The 19,886-nt window shown below is 67.3% G+C and carries 12 protein-coding genes, 1 tRNA gene and 3 rRNA genes; 3 read left to right on the top strand and 13 right to left on the bottom strand.

All coding sequences use genetic code 11. The features are described 5' to 3' along the window. Nucleotides 1-47 precede the first annotated feature (47 nt). Nucleotides 48-1,100 (bottom strand): response regulator transcription factor, encoded by a 1,053-nt coding sequence (locus tag IFT73_RS11930; RefSeq protein WP_192167830.1) that lies wholly within the window; start codon nucleotides 1,098-1,100, stop codon nucleotides 48-50. A 68-nt stretch (nucleotides 1,101-1,168) separates the two neighbouring features. After that, the gene (locus tag IFT73_RS11935; RefSeq protein ID WP_197984149.1) at nucleotides 1,169-2,134 is read right to left on the bottom strand and encodes a glycoside hydrolase family 6 protein; all 966 of its coding nucleotides are present in this window, start codon (nucleotides 2,132-2,134) and stop codon (nucleotides 1,169-1,171) included. Nucleotides 2,135-2,350: 216 nt separating this feature from the next. Between IFT73_RS11935 and IFT73_RS11940 the strand changes: the two genes are divergently transcribed. After that, nucleotides 2,351-3,679: a collagen binding domain-containing protein gene (locus IFT73_RS11940; RefSeq protein ID WP_192167832.1), complete on the top strand. Its 1,329-nt coding sequence runs from the start codon at nucleotides 2,351-2,353 to the stop codon at nucleotides 3,677-3,679. A gap of 136 nt (nucleotides 3,680-3,815) precedes the next feature. Here IFT73_RS11940 and IFT73_RS11945 read toward each other — a convergent pair whose 3' ends face one another. The 6 genes from IFT73_RS11945 to IFT73_RS11970 all read right to left on the bottom strand — a co-directional run bounded on the left by IFT73_RS11945 (nucleotide 3,816) and on the right by IFT73_RS11970 (nucleotide 9,392). Then, nucleotides 3,816-4,793 (bottom strand): ribose-phosphate diphosphokinase, encoded by a 978-nt coding sequence (locus IFT73_RS11945; RefSeq protein ID WP_056610633.1) that lies wholly within the window; start codon nucleotides 4,791-4,793, stop codon nucleotides 3,816-3,818. Further along, on the bottom strand, nucleotides 4,786-6,258 hold the full coding sequence (glmU, locus tag IFT73_RS11950) for a bifunctional UDP-N-acetylglucosamine diphosphorylase/glucosamine-1-phosphate N-acetyltransferase GlmU (protein ID WP_371811253.1): 1,473 nt from the start codon (nucleotides 6,256-6,258) through the stop codon (nucleotides 4,786-4,788). The genes IFT73_RS11945 and glmU overlap by 8 nt, the downstream gene beginning before the upstream one ends. 50 nt (nucleotides 6,259-6,308) lie before the next feature. Continuing rightward, a tRNA-Gln gene (locus IFT73_RS11955) sits at nucleotides 6,309-6,390 on the bottom strand. 55 nt (nucleotides 6,391-6,445) lie between these two features. Then, nucleotides 6,446-7,216 carry a methyltransferase domain-containing protein gene (locus IFT73_RS11960; protein WP_192167833.1) on the bottom strand — a complete coding sequence of 257 codons (771 nt, stop codon included), beginning with the start codon at nucleotides 7,214-7,216 and terminating at the stop codon, nucleotides 6,446-6,448. Between the two features lie 46 nt (nucleotides 7,217-7,262). Next, nucleotides 7,263-8,612: an amidase gene (locus IFT73_RS11965; RefSeq protein ID WP_192167834.1), complete on the bottom strand. Its 1,350-nt coding sequence runs from the start codon at nucleotides 8,610-8,612 to the stop codon at nucleotides 7,263-7,265. Between the two features lie 87 nt (nucleotides 8,613-8,699). After that, nucleotides 8,700-9,392 (bottom strand): SDR family oxidoreductase, encoded by a 693-nt coding sequence (locus IFT73_RS11970; RefSeq protein ID WP_192167835.1) that lies wholly within the window; start codon nucleotides 9,390-9,392, stop codon nucleotides 8,700-8,702. A 104-nt stretch (nucleotides 9,393-9,496) separates the two neighbouring features. On the opposite strand from IFT73_RS11970, the gene IFT73_RS11975 reads away from it, so the two are divergent. Together IFT73_RS11975 and IFT73_RS11980 are read left to right on the top strand one after the other, a co-directional pair. Beyond that, nucleotides 9,497-9,985, top strand: a complete 489-nt coding sequence (locus IFT73_RS11975; protein WP_192167836.1) for a MarR family winged helix-turn-helix transcriptional regulator — start codon at nucleotides 9,497-9,499, stop codon at nucleotides 9,983-9,985. A 23-nt stretch (nucleotides 9,986-10,008) separates the two neighbouring features. Then, nucleotides 10,009-11,814: an ABC-F family ATP-binding cassette domain-containing protein gene (locus IFT73_RS11980; RefSeq protein ID WP_192167837.1), complete on the top strand. Its 1,806-nt coding sequence runs from the start codon at nucleotides 10,009-10,011 to the stop codon at nucleotides 11,812-11,814. Nucleotides 11,815-11,820: 6 nt separating this feature from the next. On the opposite strand, the gene IFT73_RS11985 is transcribed toward IFT73_RS11980, so the two are convergent. The 5 genes from IFT73_RS11985 to tyrS all read right to left on the bottom strand — a co-directional run bounded on the left by IFT73_RS11985 (nucleotide 11,821) and on the right by tyrS (nucleotide 19,880). Continuing rightward, complete coding sequence (locus IFT73_RS11985; protein WP_371811254.1) at nucleotides 11,821-12,738, bottom strand: 4-(cytidine 5'-diphospho)-2-C-methyl-D-erythritol kinase; 918 nt, start codon at nucleotides 12,736-12,738, stop codon at nucleotides 11,821-11,823. A 170-nt stretch (nucleotides 12,739-12,908) separates the two neighbouring features. Beyond that, nucleotides 12,909-13,025 (bottom strand): 5S ribosomal RNA (gene rrf / locus IFT73_RS11990). A gap of 133 nt (nucleotides 13,026-13,158) precedes the next feature. Next, nucleotides 13,159-16,261: ribosomal RNA gene (locus tag IFT73_RS11995) — 23S ribosomal RNA — on the bottom strand. A 359-nt stretch (nucleotides 16,262-16,620) separates the two neighbouring features. Next, a 16S ribosomal RNA gene (locus IFT73_RS12000) occupies nucleotides 16,621-18,136 on the bottom strand. The 16S, 23S and 5S rRNA genes sit together here, the layout of an rRNA operon. A gap of 484 nt (nucleotides 18,137-18,620) precedes the next feature. Next, nucleotides 18,621-19,880, bottom strand: a complete 1,260-nt coding sequence (gene tyrS / locus IFT73_RS19015; RefSeq protein WP_371811255.1) for a tyrosine--tRNA ligase — start codon at nucleotides 19,878-19,880, stop codon at nucleotides 18,621-18,623. Nucleotides 19,881-19,886: the final 6 nt, after the last annotated feature.

Consider the following 19,886-nt stretch of genomic DNA (forward strand, 5'->3'; position numbering starts at 1 on the left):
CCAGCCGGTTCGGCTGGGGCCTCTGGCGTGTCGTCGGGCGGTCGGGGTCAGCCGACCTCGCGGTCGGACGCCAGCCGGTAGCCCACGCCCCGGACCGTCTCGATGAAGCGCGGCGTCGCCGAGGAGTCGCCGATCTTGCGCCGCAGGTTCGCCATGTGCACCTCGACGGCCCGCTTGTCGGCGTCGTTGACGTAGTACGTCGTCACGTAGGTCTCGCCGCGCAGCGCCAGCACCAGATCGGCCTTGCTGCGCACCCGGCGACCCGAGCCCATCAGCGTCGCGAGGAGGTCGAACTCGCTGCGCGTCAGCTCGACGCCACGGGCGTCGACCTGCACCAGGCGCGTCTGCGTGTTGAGCTGCAGGCCGCGGTGCTCGAGCCATCCGTCGGCCGACGGTGCCGGGGCCACGGACATGGGCTCCTGGACGGGCTGGCGGTAGGGCCGGTCGGGAGCCGGAGGGTGCTGCGGCGCCTGGTGCTGCGGCGTCGGGACCGGCGCGTAGACGGGCGGGGCCGGTGGTGGCGCGTAGGTGGGCGCCGGCTCGGCGGGAGCGACCGGAGGGTGCTCGACGACCGGGAAGGGCACGGTGGGCGGGGCCTGCTGGGCAGGCTGGGCGAACGGCTCGGGTGCCTGCTCGAAGGCCGGTTCGGCGGCACGGGCGGGAGCGGCGGAAGCCGCCGCCGGCGACGGAGACGGCGCGCTCGACCCGACGCCGGCGCGGTCACGGGGCCGGCGCAGCATCGTCTCGATGCGCGCGCGCAGCTCGCGCGGGCGGAACGGCTTGAGCAGGTAGTCGTCGGCGCCCGAGTCGAGGCCCTGCACGATGTCGATCTCGTCGGCCAGCGCCGTCAGCATCACGATGTACGTCGTGCTGAACTCGCGGATGCGCTTGGCGGCGGCGAACCCGTCCATGCCGGGCATCGAGACGTCGAGCGTCGTGAGGATCGGGTCGTGCGTGCGCACGGCCTCGATGCCATCGGCGCCGTTGGTCGTGAGGATCGTCTGGAACCCGCTCTGCGTCAGCACCGTCTTCAGCAGGTGCCGCACATCGGCATCGTCTTCGATGATGACCGCGAGCTTGGGCTCGCCTCCCTCAATCATGACCCCGATCCTAGTGGTCCGCGGGGACGAGCGGAGTCAACGCGGAGAACCGTGACGAGACGCATGTCTCACCACCCCGCGGCGCGCGCCATCGCCAGAGCGCGCTCGGTCCAGAACTGACCCGCCGGAGGGCCCCCGCCGCACGTGCCGTCGCTCTCGCCCGGGGGCTTGATCCACAGGTAGGCGTCGAGCGCGCCGTCGGTGCTCGCGGCGGGTTCGCGACCGAGGGCCCGGCCCTCCGGATTGCACCACTCGCCGTTCGACCCGGCACCGTTGCGCCCGGTGTCGGTGACGTAGTGCGCACCGTCCAGCGCGGTGCTGATGGTCTCGGCGTAGGTCCGCTCGTCGGCGTCCGACTCGTAGCCCGAGACGTTCGTCGAGAACCCCCGCGCCTTCTCGACCCCGGCGTCCCGCAGCAGGCCCGCCATGACCTGCGGGTCGGTCCAGCTCGCGTGGCCGGCGTCGAGGTACACCACGGCGCCCCGGTCGGCCAGCACCGTCACGGCGTCGCGCAGCAGGGTCGCGCGCTGCTCGCCCTGGCCGCACTCGGCAGCCGTGGCCAGCGCGTCGGGCTCGACGACGACGGCGGCGTCCGAGCCCATCGCGGACGCGATCTCGGCCACCCACGTCGGGTACTGGTCGGCGGGCAGGCCGCCGCTGGACTCCTCGCCGCTGCAGTCGCGGTCGGTGATGCCGTAGACGACGAACACCGGCGTGCGCTTCTCGACCTCGGCCTGCGCCGCGACCTTGGAGACCCGCGCGCCGACCTGGCCGACCGGGAAGGCCTCGGGCGTCAGCCACGTGCCCTGCGGCACCTTCGACAGACGGTCGAGCAGGTCTCGGTCGCCGCCGGACGCGCTGGCCGCCGCGCCGGCTGCCGCGGTGTCGGCGACGACGAGGGGCGGCCGGTCGACGAACGGGTTGCCCGGGGGGCCGCCACCGATCATGCGGGCGCCGATGAACACCACGACGAACAGGAGGACGGGGACGACGACCAGCAACGGCCGACGGAGCCCTCCACGCGCTTCGGACATGCGATCGACACCTTCCTCCACCTCGCGACGCCGGTTCGGGACGGCTCTACGATCCACTCGTCGCATGGTATCTCCCGCACCGGGCACGGGCTCCCCGATCGGTGCGGGGTGACGCAGGACACGAGGGCCGGGATCGCCCGTGGTTGACACCGATCGCGGCTAAAATGATCGCGTGTCGGAACCCCGCGGCACCGTCCCGGACGGAGATCCACACCCATGCTCGCTCGACGTCGCCCGCTCGTGGCCGCACTGCTGTCCGTCCTCGTGACGGTCGGCGCACTCGTGGGGGTCTCGACGCCTGCGCAGGCCGCCGGCCCCCAGGTCTACGGCCGCGTCACCGACGCCTCGACCGGGTCGCCCGTCAGCACCGTGCGGGTGCTGCTGTTCGACGCCAACTGGACCTACCTCAAGCGCGTCAAGGTCAGGGGCAACGGCATCTACCAGCTCGTGCCGCCCGGTCCCGGCAACTACCACCTGCAGTTCGTCGACGGCCGTCCCGCCTACAACACCAAGGCGTACGCGGCCCGTCTCGACGTGCGGGTCCGCGTCGGATCGGGTCCCGTCCAGAAGAACGTCCGCATGAAGCGCGGCGGGGCGATCGGCGGCGTCGTCAAGGTCCGGGGCAAGCGGGCGGCCAAGGCGCACATCCGCGCGGTCAGCAACGGCGGCCAGGTCATCGAGGTCGACGCCAACAAGAAGGGCGAGTACGCGCTCGGCGGTCTCGCCAAGGACGACTACCGGGTCTTCGCCTACGACGCGCGCAACCGCCGCGTGGGCAAGAGCAAGCTGATCCGCTCGGTCAAGCTGCGGACGTTCCGCCAGGCCTCGTTCAACCTGACGACCAAGCCCGGCGCGATCCGCGGCTTCCTGACGCTCGGCGGCGCACGGGCGCGGGGCGTCACCTACGTCACGGCGGTCAACAAGAAGTCGGGCGAGTACTGGGTCAAGAAGGTCTCGGCCGGCAACATCTCGCTGCGCGGCCTCACGCCCGGTCCGTACCGCCTCCAGGTGCCCGACACCAACGGCTACTTCGGCGGCTCGTTCACCATCGGCTCGGTCCGCGCCGGCGGCAAGCGCAACGTCACGATCGACCTCGGCACCCGCGGTGGCACGTTCACCGGCCAGGCCGTCGACAAGAACGGTGTCGGCATCCCCAACATCAGCGTGCGGATGACCGACGCGCAGGGCCGGGTCCTCGACGAACGACCGACCAACCAGGACGGAACCTTCGCGATCGGCGGGACGGCTCGTCAGCAGGGTGGCGTCACGGTCGTGGTGTTCCCGTACAGCACCATCCAGGGCCACACGTACCAGGCGTGGACGTCGTCGGTCCTCACGCTGTTCAACAACCAGGACCTGAGCCTCGGACGCATCACGCTCCAGCGCGAGCCCGATCCCGTGACGCCCACGACCACCGCGCCGACAACCCCGGCGCCGACCACTCCCGCGCCGACCACTCCCGCGCCGACCACTCCGGCACCGACGACCACCGCGCCGACGACTCCGGCGCCGACGACCAGCACCGCGCCCGCTCCGGTCGCCTAGGTCGTCCGCTCGGGTTCCCCGCGGGGCGGGTCGGCCTGATCGCCCGCCCGGGAGGCTTCGCTGCGGGCGGCTGCGCCGCGCGGCGCTCACGCTCCGCTAGCCTCCTTCGGCGCTCGCTCGCAGAGCTCGCTCGGCCTCAGGACTTGAACAGGCTGGTGACGCTTCCTTCTTCGAAGACCGCGGCGGACGCCTGCGCCAGCAGCGGGGCGATCGAGAGCACGGTGAGCTTGTCGAACCGCTTGTCGTCGGCGATCGGCAGCGTGTTGGTCACGATGACCTCGCGGGCCGTCGAGTTCTTGAGCCGGTCGACGGCGGGGCCCGAGAACACCGCGTGCGTCGCCGCGATCACGACGTCCTCGGCGCCGTCGGCCATCAGGGCCTCGGCGGCCTGGACGATCGTCCCGCCGGTGTCGATGAGGTCGTCGACCAGGATGCACACGCGCCCCGTGACGTCACCGACGACCCGGTTGGCCTTCGACTCGTTCGGGCGGCGCGGGTCACGGGTCTTGTGGATGAACGCCAGCGGCGCCCCACCGAGCGCGGCGGCCCACTGCTCGGCGACCTTGATGCGTCCGGCGTCGGGCGAGACCACCGCGAGGTCCTTGTTGCCGTAGTGCTTCTTGACGTGACGCGTCAGGATCGGCATCGCGAGCAGGTGGTCGACCGGCCCGTCGAAGAATCCCTGGATCTGCGCCGTGTGCAGGTCGACCGTCATGAGCCGGTCGGCGCCGGCGGTCAGGAACAGGTCGGCCATCAGACGGGCCGAGATCGGCTCGCGGCCCAGGTGCTTCTTGTCCTGGCGGGCGTAGCCGTAGAACGGCAGGATCACGGTGATGCGCTTGGCCGAGGCCCGCTTGAGGGCGTCGATCATGATGAGCTGCTCCATGATCGCCTCGTTGATCGGCGCGGCGTGGCTCTGCAGCACGAAGGCGTCGCAGCCGCGGACCGACTCGTCGAAGCGCACGTAGATCTCGCCGTTCGCGAAGTCGTAGGCCGTCGTCGGGACGACCTCGATCTCGAGCAGGTCGGCGACCTCCTGGGCCAGCGTGGGGTGCGCCCGTCCCGAGAAGAGCAGCAGGTTGCGGGTCGGGGTGCGGCGGGAAAGGCTACTCACCGGAGTCCTCCATGGTCGTTGCGCTGTCGGCCTCGCGCGCGGCTTGGTCTGACGGGGTGCCCGGACGCTTGCTGGCGACCCAGCCCCCCATGTTCCTCTGTCGGCCCGCGCTGACCGCCAGCGCCCCCGGCGGGACGTCCTCGCGGATCGTCGCGCCCGCTCCCGTGAAGGCGCCGTCGCCGACCGTCACGGGGGCCACGAACGTGTTGTTGGAGCTGGTCTTGGCGTGCCGGCCGATCGTCGACCGGTTCTTGTGGACGCCGTCGTAGTTGGCGAAGATCGTGCCGGCACCGATGTTGGCGCCCTCACCGATGTCGGCGTCCCCGACGTACGACAGGTGCGGCACCTTGGCTCCGGGGCCGATCGAGCTGTTCTTCACCTCGACGAACGTGCCGATCTTGCCGCCCTCGCCCAGCTCGGCGCCGGGCCGCAGGTACGCGAACGGGCCCACCGTGGCGTCGACGCCGATCACCGCGTCGGACCCGTGGGTGCGCTCGACCGTGGCCCCCGCCCCGACCTCGACGTTGCGCAGCGTCGTGTCGGGACCGATCGTCGCGCCCTCGCCGACCTCGGTCGCGCCCAGCAGCTGCGTGCCGGGCAGGAGGGTGACGTCGGGCGCCAGCGTGACGGCGGAGTCGATCCACGTGGTGGCGGGGTCGACGATCGTGACGCCCTCGGCCATCCAGTGCCGGGTGATGCGCCGGTTGAGCTCGTGGCCCAGCCGGGCCAGCTGGACGCGGTCGTTGACGCCCTCGGTCTGCCAGACGTCCTCGAGCACGTGCGCCCCGACGGGCCGTCCCTCGGCGACGGCGGTGCCGACGATGTCGGTGAGGTACAGCTCGCCCTGGGAGTTGTCGGACCTCAGCCGGGCGACGGCGTGGTCGAGGAACGGTCCGTCGACGACCAGGATGCCGCTGTTGATCTCACGGATCGCGAGCTCGTCGTCGGACGCGTCGCGGTGCTCGCGGATCGCCAGGACCGAGCCGTCGCGGTCGCGCACGATGCGCCCGTACCCCGTGGGGTCGGCCACCTCGGACGACAGGATCGTGACGGCCCGCCCGGCGGCGCGGTGGCCGACGACCAGCTCGGCGAGGGTCTGCGACGTCAGCAGCGGCACGTCGCCGTAGGTGACGACGACGGTGCCCGTGACGGGCGCGCCCAGCGCCTCGAGCGCGACGCGGACGGCGTGGCCCGTCCCGTTCTGCTCGTGCTGGACGGCCAGGACGATCGCGGGATCGTGCTCGGCGATCGCGGCCGACACCTGGTCGCGGTCGTGCCCGACGACCGCGACGGTCGTGTGGACGCCTGCCCCCGCGACGGCGGCGAGGGCGTGGCCGAGCATGCTGCGGCCGGCGATCTCGTGCAGGACCTTCGCGCGCTGCGAGCGCATCCGGGTGCCGGCACCGGCCGCCAGCACGATCGCGGTGACGGCGGTGGCGTCGGTGGAGTGCGGGCTCGTGGTCACAGGGCTCCTCGGTCGACGGCGGGGGTCCGCGCGGGCGCGGAGCGGTGGCGTGGCTCCCCGGGTAGGAGTCGAACCTACGTCGCTTGTCCGCATTCAAAGTGCGGCGGGCCCTGCCGGCAGACCAACCGGGGAACAACCGTCGGGGGTCGGCGGGCCGACCCGGGACAGCCCGCCCAGCGTACCGGAGTCAGTCCGTCCGGCGGGCGGCGGCGAAGACGCGGGCGAACGGCATGACGGTGCCCCAGGGCTGCGCCGGATAGGCGGCCCGCAGCGCCGCGCGGTACTCCTCGACGAACGCCTCGCGCAGCGGATCGGGCAGGGCGGCCAGCACCGGCCGGGCTCCCGTGCCGAAGATCCAGTCGAGGACCGGGTCCTCCCCGGGCAGCACGTGCAGGTAGGTGGTCTCCCACACGTCCGTCGCCCAGCCGAGACGGCTGAACAGGTCGAGGTAGGCCGCGGGCGGCGTGCCGCGGTCGTCGTGCAGGCCCTCGGTCAGGTCGCGGTACGGCGGCTGCGAGGCGATCTCGGACAGCAGCCGGTGGCTCGGCCCGCCGTAGTTGTTGGGGGTCTGCAGGGCGAACGTCCCACCCGGAGCGACGTGGGCCGCGAGGCGCTCGATGACGGTCAGCTGATCGGGCACCCACTGGAACAGGGCGTTCGAGACGATCAGGTCGACCGGGCCGTCGGGCTGCCACGTCGCGACGTCGGCCAGCTCGTACGACGTCCGGGCGTCGGTGTCGTCGGCCCGGGCCCGCTCGATCATCTCGGGCGACGAGTCGACGCCGACGATCGTCGCCTCGGGCCAGCGGGCCCGCAGGACGGCCGAGAGGTGGCCGGGGCCGCAGCCGAGGTCGACGATCGAGCGGGGCTCGCCCTCGATGCGGGCGACGAGCTCGACGAACGGCCGCGACCGCTCGTCGGCGTATCGCAGGTAGCGGTGGGGGTCCCAGTTCGTCATGCCCCGACGGTACGACGCATATATCTTGATGTCAAGATACTTGACGTCATGACACCGGCCGTCGCTCCCACTGGCCCGCCAGGGCCATGAGTCGCGCGTCGTCGCCGCGGCGCGCGACGAGCTGGATCGCGAGCGGCAGCCCGTCCTCGGTCGACCCCGACGGCATCGACACCGCCGGGACGCCCGCGTGGTTCCACTGCGCGGTGTACGGGTAGAACGCGTTCATCGCGAGCACCGTCGACAGCCCGCCCCGTCCCTTCCAGTGCTCGACCGGGATCGCCGGACCGCTCATGACCGGCGTCAGCAGCACGTCGACGTCCAGGACGTCGTGCACCGACCCGCCCCACGTCGCACCCTGCCGTCGCGACCACGCGACGGCGCGTCGCCCGAAGGGACGGCCGAGCCGGGCGATCGACCGCGTCCTGGCCTCGACCGCCTGCGGGTCGTCGAGGTCGGCGGCGGCCTGCGCGATGCCGCCGAGGTAGCGCGCGGTCAGCGCCTTGGCCGCCACGGGGTACGGGATGTCGACCTCGGTCACGGCGTGTCCCGCGTCGCGCAGGAACGTCGCGGCGCGCTCGACCTGCTGCCGCACCCGCGGGTCGAGGGGTGCCGCCTTGGTCGCGGCCGCGGCACTGAACGAGACGCCGATCCGCAGCGGGGCCGGGTCGGCGGACGCCGCCTCGACGAGGGACGTCCCGAAGCTCCCGAACGCGTCCAGGAACACGGCGCTGTCGACGACCCGGGCGGCCAGACACCCCTGCGTCGAGAGGTCGTGCCACCCGCCCGAGCTCGGCATGGTGCCTTGAGTCGGCTTGAAGCCCACCAGCCCGCAGCACGCGGCCGGGATGCGGATCGAGCCCGCGCCGTCGGACGCCGTCGCGAGGCCGACGGCTCCCGCGGCGACGAGGGCCGCCGAGCCGCCCGACGACCCACCGGGCGTGTGGCCCGGGTGGTGGGGGTTGCGGGTGACGCCGGTCAGCTCGGACTCGGTGAACCCCGTGATGGCCAGCTCCGGCAGCGTCGTCTTGGCCACCACGACCATGCCGGCGGCGCGCATCGCGGCGACGAGGTCGGCATCGGCGGTCGCCACCGCCGTGGCCCCTCGGCTGCCCCGGCCCGTCACGTGACCACGGATGTCCAGGTCGTCCTTGACCGCGACGGGGATGCCGAGCAATGGGCCCGACTCCCCCGCCGCACGCCGGCGGTCGGCGTCGTCGGCGGCCTCGAGCGCCTCCTCGGCCAGGACCGCGACGGTCGCGTTGATCGCGGGCTCCGCCGCCTCGATCGCGGCCACGGTTGCCTCCGTGAGGCGTCGTGACGTCAGGTCGCCGGCGCGCATCAGCTCGGCGAGGCGTGTGGGACCGGCGGCGACGAGGGCCGCGTCATCGAGGGACATCTCATGACCGTACCGCCGTGGCCCGGGCCGCGGCGGCGGTTCCGTCCGACCCCCAGGACGTTCGCGGGCCTGCCGTACGTGATCCCGCTACGGCGTGAACGCGTCCGAGCCGAGCACCTTCTCGCCGTCGGTGACGGCCCGGACGATGCGGGCGGCGACGGCGTCCGGGTCGAGCCCGGTCTTCATGCGCGGGGCGGTGCCGGCGAGCGGACGATCGGCCAGCCCCGTCTCGGTGTGCGGGGGCCGCACGTCGAGCAGCCTGACCTTCCGCCGACGCAGCTCGCTCGCGACCGCCGCACCGAATGCCGTGAGCCCGGCCTTGCTGGCGCTGTAGGCGGCCATCCCCGGCATCGGCCGCTCGGCCACGACGGCGCTGACCTGCACCACGAACCCGCCCTCGGCCAGATGCGGCGTGACCGCGCGCACGACCCGGATCGGCCCGATCAGGTTCAGCAGCAGCAGGTCGTCCAGCACGTCGTCCTCGAGGTCGACCACGTCACCGAAGGCCACGACGCCGGCTGCGAGCACCACCCCCGTCAGGGGCCCACCCTCCACGGCGGCGCCGACGACCTCGTCGGGACCGCCCGGCAGGCGGAGGTCCACGGCCGTGGTGCCCAGCACCGACGACCCCAGCTCGTCGGCCAGCGCGGCCAGACGGTCGCCGGACCGGGCGGACAGCCACACGTCGGCGCCTGCGGCCACGAGACGACGCACGACGGGAGCACCCAGGCCCCCGGTCGCGCCGAGCACGAGCACGCGGGCCCCCTCGAGTTCGGTCATGGTCCCATCGTCGTCCCGATCGACCGACGCCGCACGGCGTCGTGGGCGCCGCGGTCAAGAATCTCGACATCAAGAATCTTGACGAGCCTTGGTAGTCTGTCGGCATGGAGGACGACGTCGACCGGCTCATCGCCGCCTGGCAGCGCGAACGTCCCGACATGGACGTCACGCCGATGCACGTCCTCAGCCGGGTCTCGCGACTCGCCCTGCACCTCGACCGGGCCCGCAAGGAGGCCTTCGCGGGCCACGGGCTCGAGCCGTCCGAGTTCGACGTCCTCTCGGCGCTGCGCCGCTCCGGGGAGCCGTACCAGCTCTCCCCCGGTCAGCTCGTGCAGGAGACCCTCGTGACCAGCGGCACCATGACGAACCGGGTCGACCGTCTCGTCACGAAGGGGCTCGTCGAGCGCCTGCCCGATCCCGCCGACCGACGCGGCGTCCAGGTGCGGCTGACGCCGTCGGGGCGGCGCGCCGTCGACGGGGCCCTCGACGCCCTGATCTCCCGCGAGCGTGATCTGCTCGCGGGCCTGCCGGCCGACCGTGCCGCCGACCTCGCCGCCGCCCTGCGCATCCTGTCCCGCCCGTTCGACGCCTGAGGGCCCGCCCCTAGACTCGTGCAGTGGCACATCTCCTCGGCGTGGAACAGATCGCGCTCGACTTCCCGACCAAGACCGTCTTCGAGTCGGTGACGATCGGCATCGACGAGGGTGACCGCATCGGCATCGTCGGTCGCAACGGCGACGGCAAGTCGACCCTGCTGCGCATCTTCGCCGGGACGCTCCAGCCGGACTCCGGACGCGTCACGACCCGTGGCGGCGTCACGATCGGGATGCTCGACCAGACCGACGTGCTCGACCAGGCCGGGACCGTCGGACGCGCGATCGTCGGCGACATGCAGGACTACGAGTGGGCCGGCGACGCGAAGGTCCGCGACGTCATCGCGGGTCTGGTCTCCGACATCGCGTGGGACGCCACGGTCGGGACGCTCTCGGGCGGTCAGCGCCGCCGGGTCGCGCTGGCCCGCCTGCTGGTCGGCGACGACGACGTCCTGTTCCTCGACGAGCCGACCAACCACCTCGACGTCGAGGGCATCACGTGGCTCGCGGGGCACCTGAAGAAGCGGTGGTCCTCCAATGCCGGAGGGCTCCTCGTCGTGACGCACGACCGGTGGTTCCTCGACGAGGTGTGCACCGCGACGTGGGAGGTCCACGACGGGATCGTCGAGCCCTTCGAGGGCGGTTACGCGGCCTACGTCCTGCAGCGCGTCGAGCGCGACCGTCACGCGTCCGCCACCGAGTCGAAGCGCCAGAACCTCATGCGCAAGGAGCTCGCGTGGCTGCGCCGCGGCGCGCCGGCCCGCACGTCGAAGCCCAAGTTCCGCATCGACGCGGCCAACGAGCTGATCGCCGACGAGCCGCCGGCCCGCGACCCCATCCAGCTCAAGCAGATGGCCACGTCGCGCCTCGGCAAGGACGTCGTCGACATCCTCGACGTGTCGGTGTCGTACCCCGCCACGGGGTCGGAGACGGCCCCCAACGACGTGCTCAAGCAGATCGAGTGGCGCATCGGACCGGGCGAGCGCACCGGCATCCTCGGCGCCAACGGTGCCGGCAAGTCGACGCTCCTGGGCCTCGTGACCGGCAAGGTCGAGCCGACCTCCGGGCGGGTCAAGAAGGGCAAGACCGTCAAGGTCGTCACGCTGACGCAGGAGCTCGACGAGCTCAAGGACGTCGGCGCCGACCGCGTCAGCGACGTCGTCGGTCGTCAGCGCACGGCCTACGTGTCGGGCGGCAAGGAGATGACGCCGTCACAGCTGCTCGAGCGTCTCGGCTTCTCGAGCGCCCAGATGTCGACGCCGGTCCGCGACCTGTCGGGTGGCCAGAAGCGACGCCTGCAGCTGCTGCTGATCCTGCTCGACGAGCCGAACGTCCTGGTGCTCGACGAGCCGACCAACGACCTCGACACCGACATGCTGGCCGCGATGGAGGATCTCCTCGACTCGTGGCCCGGCACCCTGCTGGTCGTCTCGCACGACCGGTACCTGCTCGAGCGCATCACCGACCAGCAGTACGCGATCCTCGACGGCCGTTTCCGGCACCTGCCGGGCGGCGTCGACCAGTACCTCGAGCTGCGCCGTCAGCAGGACTCCCCCGCGGCCACCAATCCGTCCACCGCCGGCCACGTCAAGGTCTCACGCCTGTCGAGCGCCGAGGAGCGCACGACCCGCAAGGAGGTCGGCTCGCTCGAGCGCAGGATCGCCAAGCAGACCGCACGCATCGACGAGCTGCACGCCGAGCTCGCGACGCACGACCCGTCCGATGTCCCCGGCCTGCTCGCCCGCTCGAAGGAGGCCGACGAGCTCGCAGCTACCGTCAGCGGTCTCGAGGAGCGCTGGCTCGAGCTCACCGAGCTGCTCGAGGGCTGACGCGGCTCAGATCAGCCGCGCGCCGGGCACGGGTCCGCGCGACTGCACCACGTCGGCGCAGCCCGCCGCGCTGGTGAGCGCGAACGCGATGTCGAGACTGTGCTGCTCGTCCGACGCGAGGAACAGCGCCGTCGGACCCGAGCCCGACAAGATGGCTCCGAGCGCTCCCGCCTCGATCCCGATGCTGAGGGTGTCCTCGAGCTCGGGCCGCAACGACAGGGCCGCCTCGGTCAGGTCGTTCGACAGCGCATCACCCAGAGCCTCGGCATCGCCGGCCCGCAGCGCCGCCAGCAGGGCATCGGGGACAGCGGGCTCGGCCACGGTGCGTCCCTCGTTGATCCGGTCGAACTCGGCGAAGACCGCCTTGGTCGACAGTCCTTCGTGGGCCATCGCGAACACCCAGTGGTACGAACCCCTCGCCAGCACGGGGCTCACGGTCTCTCCGCGTCCTCCCCCGACGGCGTTGCCGCCGTGCAGCAGGAACGGGACGTCGCTGCCGAGCTGGCCGGCCAAGACCTCCAGCGCAGGTCTCGCCAGACCAGTGCCCCATGCCTCGTTGCACGCGACGAGCGACGCCGCGGCGTCGGCCGAGCCGCCCGCCATCCCGCCCGCCACAGGGATGACCTTGCGGATCGCGAGGTCAACACCTGCCGACACGCCCGTGCGATCGCGCAGGAGCCTGGCCGCCCTGACCGCGAGGTTGTCGTCGTCGACGGGCACCACTGCGACCTCGGAGCGGGCGTCCACGTCGGAGTGCACCGTCACGGTGATCGCATCGTCCTCCCGCACGACGGCCCGTACCTCGTCGTGCAGGTCGACGGCCTGGTAGACCGTCGCGAGCGGGTGGTAGCCGTCATCACGCACCGGCCCCACACCCAGGCAGAGGTTGATCTTGGCGGGCACACGGACGCTGACGGGACTCACCAGCCCAACCTATGGCACGGCGCGGCCGAGCTTGCACCGACGGTCGTGCCCGGACGCACGAATGGCCGGCCCCCGACGTGTGACGTCGTGAGCCGGCCATGAGGCACGCTGGTTTTCCCTGGGGAAATGCAGCGAGGCCGCCCCTGGGGGGCGGCCTCGCGCTAATGATTGTCCGGCGACGTCCTACTCTCCCACACCGTCTCCAGTGCAGTACCATCGGCGCTGAGAGGCTTGACTTCCGGGTTCGGAATGTTGCCGGGTATTTCCCTCTCGCCATGGTCGCCGAAACTCTATGGAGATATCAGTTAAACCTTCCCCCACGCCCCGTGTGGTTCCGATGAACCCGGGGTGTATTGGTGGGGGTGGTTCCCGATCATATCTCGGGAACCTCACAGTGGACGCGGTAGTGCAAACTTTGTAAGAAACAAGCCCTCGGCCTATTAGTACCGGTCGGCTCCACACATTGCTGTGCTTCCACCTCCGGCCTATCAACCCAGTGGTCTGCTGGGGGCCTTACCTGGTAAACCAGTGGGAAACCTCATCTTGAAACACGCTTCCCGCTTAGATGCTTTCAGCGGTTATCGCTTCCGAACGTAGCTAACCAGCAGTGCTCTTGGCAGAACAACTGGCACACCAGAGGTTCGTCCATCCCGGTCCTCTCGTACTAGGGACAGATTTTCTCAAGTTTCCTACGCGCGCGGCGGATAGGGACCGAACTGTCTCACGACGTTCTAAACCCAGCTCGCGTGCCGCTTTAATGGGCGAACAGCCCAACCCTTGGGACCTGCTACGGCCCCAGGATGCGACGAGCCGACATCGAGGTGCCAAACCATCCCGTCGATATGGACTCTTGGGGAAGATCAGCCTGTTATCCCCGGGGTACCTTTTATCCGTTGAGCGACGCCGCTTCCACTTGCCAGCGCCGGATCACTAGTTCCGACTTTCGTCCCTGCTCGAGCTGTCACTCTCACAGTCAAGCTCCCTTGTGCACTTACACTCGAAACCTGATTGCCAACCAGGCTGAGGGAACCTTTGAGCGCCTCCGTTACATTTTAGGAGGCAACCGCCCCAGTTAAACTACCCATCAGGCACTGTCCCTGATCCAGATAATGGACCTAGGTTAGATATCTAGTACAGCCAGAGTGGTATTTCAACGATGACTCCACACTCACTGGCGTGAATGCTTCACAGTCTCCCACCTATCCTACACAAACTGAACCAAACACCAATACCAAACTATAGTAAAGGTCCCGGGGTCTTTCCGTCCTGCCGCGCGTAACGAGCATCTTTACTCGTAGTGCAATTTCGCCGAGTCCATGGTTGAGACAGCGCCCAAGTCGTTACTCCATTCGTGCAGGTCGGAACTTACCCGACAAGGAATTTCGCTACCTTAGGATGGTTATAGTTACCACCGCCGTTTACTGGGGCTTAAGTTCTGTGCTTCGCTTGCGCTGACACGTCCCCTTAACCTTCCAGCACCGGGCAGGAGTCAGTCCGTATACGGCGTCTTTCGACTTAGCACGGACCTGTGTTTTTAGTAAACAGTCGCTTGGGCCTGGTCTCTGCGGCCGTCAACGCTTCTCACAGCAAGTGTGATAACGAATCGGGCCCCCCTTCTCCCGAAGTTACGGGGGCATTTTGCCGAGTTCCTTAACCATGGTTCACTCGATCACCTTAGTATTCTCTACCTGACCACCTGAGTCGGTTTGGGGTACGGGCGGCTCTAGATCTCGCTAGATGCTTTTCTCGGCAGCATAGGATCACTCACTTCGACTAAAACGTCTCCCCATCAGATCTCAGGCTATGTGAATGACGGATTTGCCTATCATTCGCCCTACATCCTTAGCCCGGGACAACCATCGCCCGGGATGAGCTACCTTCCTGCGTCACACCATTGCTTGCCTACTACCAGATCGGGTCATGCGCAGCACTGGCATCGCTCCGAAGAGTCCCGCCAGATTTGGGCACTTAGCATTTCTGGGTTCAGCATGGGCGATCTAATGCCGGTACGGGAATATCAGCCCGTTGTCCATCGACTACGCCTGTCGGCCTCGCCTTAGGTCCCGACTTACCCAGGGAAGATTAGCTTGACCCTGGAACCCTTGGTCATTCGGTGGAGGAGTTTCTCACTCCTCATTCGCTACTCATGCCTGCATTCTCACTCGTGTAGCCTCCACGGCTGGATCACTCCGCCGCTTCGCTGGCCACACGACGCTCCCCTACCGATCCATACGCCTGGACCACGAAGGCCTGGCTATTGCATGAATCCCATAGCTTCGGTGGATAACTTGAGCCCCGCTAAATTGTCGGCGCGGAATTACTTGACCAGTGAGCTATTACGCACTCTTTCAAGGGTGGCTGCTTCTAAGCCAACCTCCTGGTTGTCTCTGCGACTCCACATCCTTTTCCACTTAGTTATCGCTTTGGGACCTTAGCTGATGGTCTGGGCTGTTTCCCTCTCGACAATGGAGCTTATCCCCCACTGTCTCACTGCTGCGCTCTCACTTATCGGCATTCGGAGTTTGGCTGAGTTCAGTAAGCTTGTAGGCCCCCTAGCCCATCCAGTGCTCTACCTCCGACAAGAAACACGCAACGCTGCACCTAAATGCATTTCGGGGAGAACCAGCTATCACGGAGTTTGATTGGCCTTTCACCCCTATCCACAGCTCATCCCCCCAGTTTTTAACCTAGGTGGGTTCGGTCCTCCACGCGGTCTTACCCGCGCTTCAACCTGGCCATGGATAGATCACTCCGCTTCGGGTCTAGATCCTGCAACTATGGTCGCCCTATTCGGACTCGCTTTCGCTACGGCTACGGCTCAACGCCTTAACCTCGCTACAGAACGCTAACTCGCAGGCTCATTCTTCAAAAGGCACGCTGTCACCCGTCACAAGGACGAGCTCCAACGGATTGTATGCACATGGTTTCAGGTACTATTTCACTCCCCTCCCGGGGTACTTTTCACCTTTCCCTCACGGTACTAGTCCGCTATCGGTCATCGAGGAGTATTTAGGCTTAACGGGTGGTCCCGCCAGATTCACACCGAATTTCAGGGGTTCGGTGTTACTCGGGGTAACGCAAAAGAGCCATGAGCTTACGTGTACGGGGGTATCACCCTCTATGCCGCGACTTTCCAGTCGGCTTTCACTTCACTCATGGTTTATGACTCTTTGCCAGGTCGGCAGACCAGGCCATGCGGCCCCACAACACCCAAACGACAACGCCTGCCGGCTATCACATCGTCTAGGTTTAGCCTCTTCCAGTTTCGCTCGCCACTACTACCGGAATCACTGTTGTTTTCTCTTCCTGTGGGTACTGAGATGTTTCACTTCCCCACGTTCCCTCCTACTGCCCTATGTGTTCAGACAGAGGTACCTGGACTTTACTCCAGGTGGGTTTCCCCATTCGGACATCCCCGGATCACAGGTCGGTTGTCACCTTCCCGGGGCTTTTCGCAGACTCCAACGTCCTTCATCGGCTCTCGATGCCAAGGCATCCACCATGTGCACTTAGTAGCTTGTTGTTACTACAAAGATGCTCGCGTCCACTGTGAAGTTCTCAAAATACGATCGGTCCCACATACAAGTCCCACGCCTACCCGAACCGCCTCCCAAAGGAAACGAACCCGAATGGTTCATGGGGATATGTGGTCCGAGAAACCAACCCTCGCGGACTGATCCCTCAGGACCCAACAGTGTGCCTGATTCAATGAACACCCACCCAGCAAGGTTCCACTCCCCGAAGGGAAGTACTGACGCTGGAAGCATCCATCAAGCCAAATAATCGACGATCCACTAGTGAGCTGAGACCGCGTCAACACATTCGGCTGACAAACGACTCATGGACAACCACCACGATGGGCAGCTGCCAGATGCTCCTTAGAAAGGAGGTGATCCAGCCGCACCTTCCGGTACGGCTACCTTGTTACGACTTCGTCCCAATCGCCAGCCCCACCTTCGACAGCTCCCTCCGTAAACGGTTGGGCCACTGGCTTCGGGTGTTGCCGACTTTCATGACGTGACGGGCGGTGTGTACAAGGCCCGGGAACGTATTCACCGCAGCGTTGCTGATCTGCGATTACTAGCGACTCCGACTTCATGGGGTCGAGTTGCAGACCCCAATCCGAACTGAGACCGGCTTTTTGGGATTCGCTCCACCTTACAGTTTCGCAGCCCTTTGTACCGGCCATTGTAGCATGCTTGAAGCCCTGGACATAAGGGGCATGAAGACTTGACGTCATCCCCACCTTCCTCCGAGTTGACCCCGGCAGTCTCCTATGAGTCCCCACCATTACGTGCTGGCAACATAGAACGAGGGTTGCGCTCGTTGCGGGACTTAACCCAACATCTCACGACACGAGCTGACGACAGCCATGCACCACCTGTATACCGACCAAAAGGGGGCTACATCTCTGCAGCTTTCCGGTATATGTCAAACCCAGGTAAGGTTCTTCGCGTTGCATCGAATTAATCAGCATGCTCCGCCGCTTGTGCGGGCCCCCGTCAATTCCTTTGAGTTTTAGCCTTGCGGCCGTACTCCCCAGGCGGGGCGCTTAATGCGTTAGCTGCGGCACGGAAACCGTGGAAGGTCCCCACACCTAGCGCCCAACGTTTACGGCATGGACTACCAGGGTATCTAATCCTGTTCGCTCCCCATGCTTTCGCTCCTCAGCGTCAGGTAATGCCCAGAGAACCGCCTTCGCCACCGGTGTTCCTCCTGATATCTGCGCATTCCACCGCTACACCAGGAATTCCGTTCTCCCCTGCATACCTCTAGTCTGCCCGTATCGGAAGCACGCTCAGGGTTGAGCCCTGAGTTTTCACTCCCGACGCGACAAACCGCCTACGAGCCCTTTACGCCCAATAATTCCGGACAACGCTCGGACCCTACGTATTACCGCGGCTGCTGGCACGTAGTTGGCCGGTCCTTCTTCTGCAGGTACCGTCACTCTCGCTTCGTCCCTGCTGAAAGAGGTTTACAACCCGAAGGCCGTCATCCCTCACGCGGCGTTGCTGGATCAGGCTTTCGCCCATTGTCCAATATTCCCCACTGCTGCCTCCCGTAGGAGTCTGGGCCGTGTCTCAGTCCCAGTGTGGCCGGTCACCCTCTCAGGCCGGCTACCCGTCAATGCCTTGGTGAGCCATTACCTCACCAACAAGCTGATAGGCCGCGAGCTCATCCTTCTCCGCCGGAGCTTTCCAACCCCCAACATGCGAAGGGGGTTCATATTCGGCATTAGCCATCGTTTCCAATGGTTATTCCAAAGAGAAGGGCAGATTGCTCACGTGTTACTCACCCGTTCGCCGCTCGTGTACCCCGAAGGGCCTTACCGCTCGACTTGCATGTGTTAAGCACGCCGCCAGCGTTCGTCCTGAGCCAGGATCAAACTCTCCGTTGAAAGCCACAAAAGCGTGACTCAAACTTCAGTTCAACCTGACAAACTATTTGCTGACAAATAAATTGTCGGAATTGATTACCATCAAGATTCCGAACAACCCAAAGGCTGTTCGGCGGGATCTCGACGGGGTACTACTAATTAATCTCGTCGACTTTTGGCACACTGTTGAGTTCTCAAGAATCAGACGCACACCTCAGACCCGACCAAAAGCCAGACCTTCAGGGCAACTCGTCCAACTTACACGGCTCGTTTTCACCGGTCAAACCCGGGTCGGTCACCATGCTCAGCTTCCGTTCTCAGCGATCTGTCTCCGGGGGCTGTGAAGCACCGTGCCGTTGATCGTTTCGGTTCAGCTGATCGGAAGCTTCGGGGCCTTGCCCCCCGCTGTCCAACAAGAAGAACATTACGTGGACGTTTCCTCGCTCGTCAAATCGCCGTCCTGTGGTCCATGCCACAGCGGCTCGACCCCCTGCAATCGCAGGGATCAGCCGATCGAGACGCCCGAGACCGACCGTTTGCCTTTGCGGATCACGGCCCACGTGTTGTAGAGGAGCAGGTCGTCCGTGAGCACCAGATCGGGGTCGGTGACGCGCTCGTTGTTCAGGTACGCGCCCCCCTCCCCCACGGTGCGCCGGGCCGCCGAACGGCTGTCGGCCAGCCCGGAGGCGAGCAGGGCGTCGACGATCGTCGGACGGTCGGACGTGCTCAGCTCACCGGCACCCGCCTCGCGCAGCGCTGCGGCGAGCGTCGCCTCGGGCAGCTCGGCGAGCTCACCGCGCCCGAACAGCGCACGGGACGCCAGCTCGGCGGCCTGCACCTCGGCCTCGCCGTGCACGATCGTCGTCACCTCTGCGGCGAGACGCCGCTGCGCCCCGCGCAGGCCCGGCTTCTCGGCGTGCTCGGCCTCGATCCGGTCGATCTCGTCCAGCGGCAGGAAGGTGAACTGGCGCAGGTACTCCACGACCTTGGCGTCCTCGGCCTGCATCCACGACTGGTAGAAGGCGTAGGGGCTCATCAGCTCGGGATCGAGCCACACCGTGCCGCTCTCGGTCTTGCCGAACTTGGTGCCGTCGGCCTTGGTGATCAGGGGCGTCGCCAGGGCGTGCGCCTTCCGGCCGTCGGCGCGACGGATCAGCTCGACACCCGCGGTGATGTTGCCCCACTGGTCGCTGCCGCCCGTCTGCAGGACGCACCCGTGCCGGCGGTTGAGCTCGAGGAAGTCCATCGACTGCAGCAGCACGTAGCTGAACTCGGTGTAGCTGATGCCCGACTCCAGGCGGCTGCTGACGACGTCGCGGGCGAGCATCCGGTTGACCGGGAAGTGCTTGCCGATGTCGCGCAGGAAGTCGATCGTGCTGAGACCGGCGGTCCAGTCGAGGTTGTTGACGATCGCGGCCGCGTTGTCGCCCTCGACGTCGACGAAGCGCGAGACCTGCGACGCGATGCGGTCGACCCACTCCGCCACGGTCTCCTTGGTGTTCATGACCCGCTCGCCGGCCTCCTTGGGGTCGCCGATCAGCCCGGTCGATCCGCCGACCAGCAGCAGCGGCCGGTGCCCTGCCAGCTGGAGGCGCCGGGCCGTCAGGATCTGCAGGAGGTTGCCGATGTGCAGGCTCGGCGCCGTCGGGTCGAAGCCCACGTAGTACGTGATCGGCCCCGCTGACAGCTCCGCGCGCAGGGCGTCGCGGTCGGTCGAGTGCGCGATGAGTCCGCGCGCTTCGAGGTCGTCGAGTACGTGGGTCACGGGATG

It is taken from the genome of Aeromicrobium sp. CFBP 8757, from assembly GCF_014841755.1.
In the GTDB taxonomy this organism is placed as follows: domain Bacteria; phylum Actinomycetota; class Actinomycetes; order Propionibacteriales; family Nocardioidaceae; genus Aeromicrobium.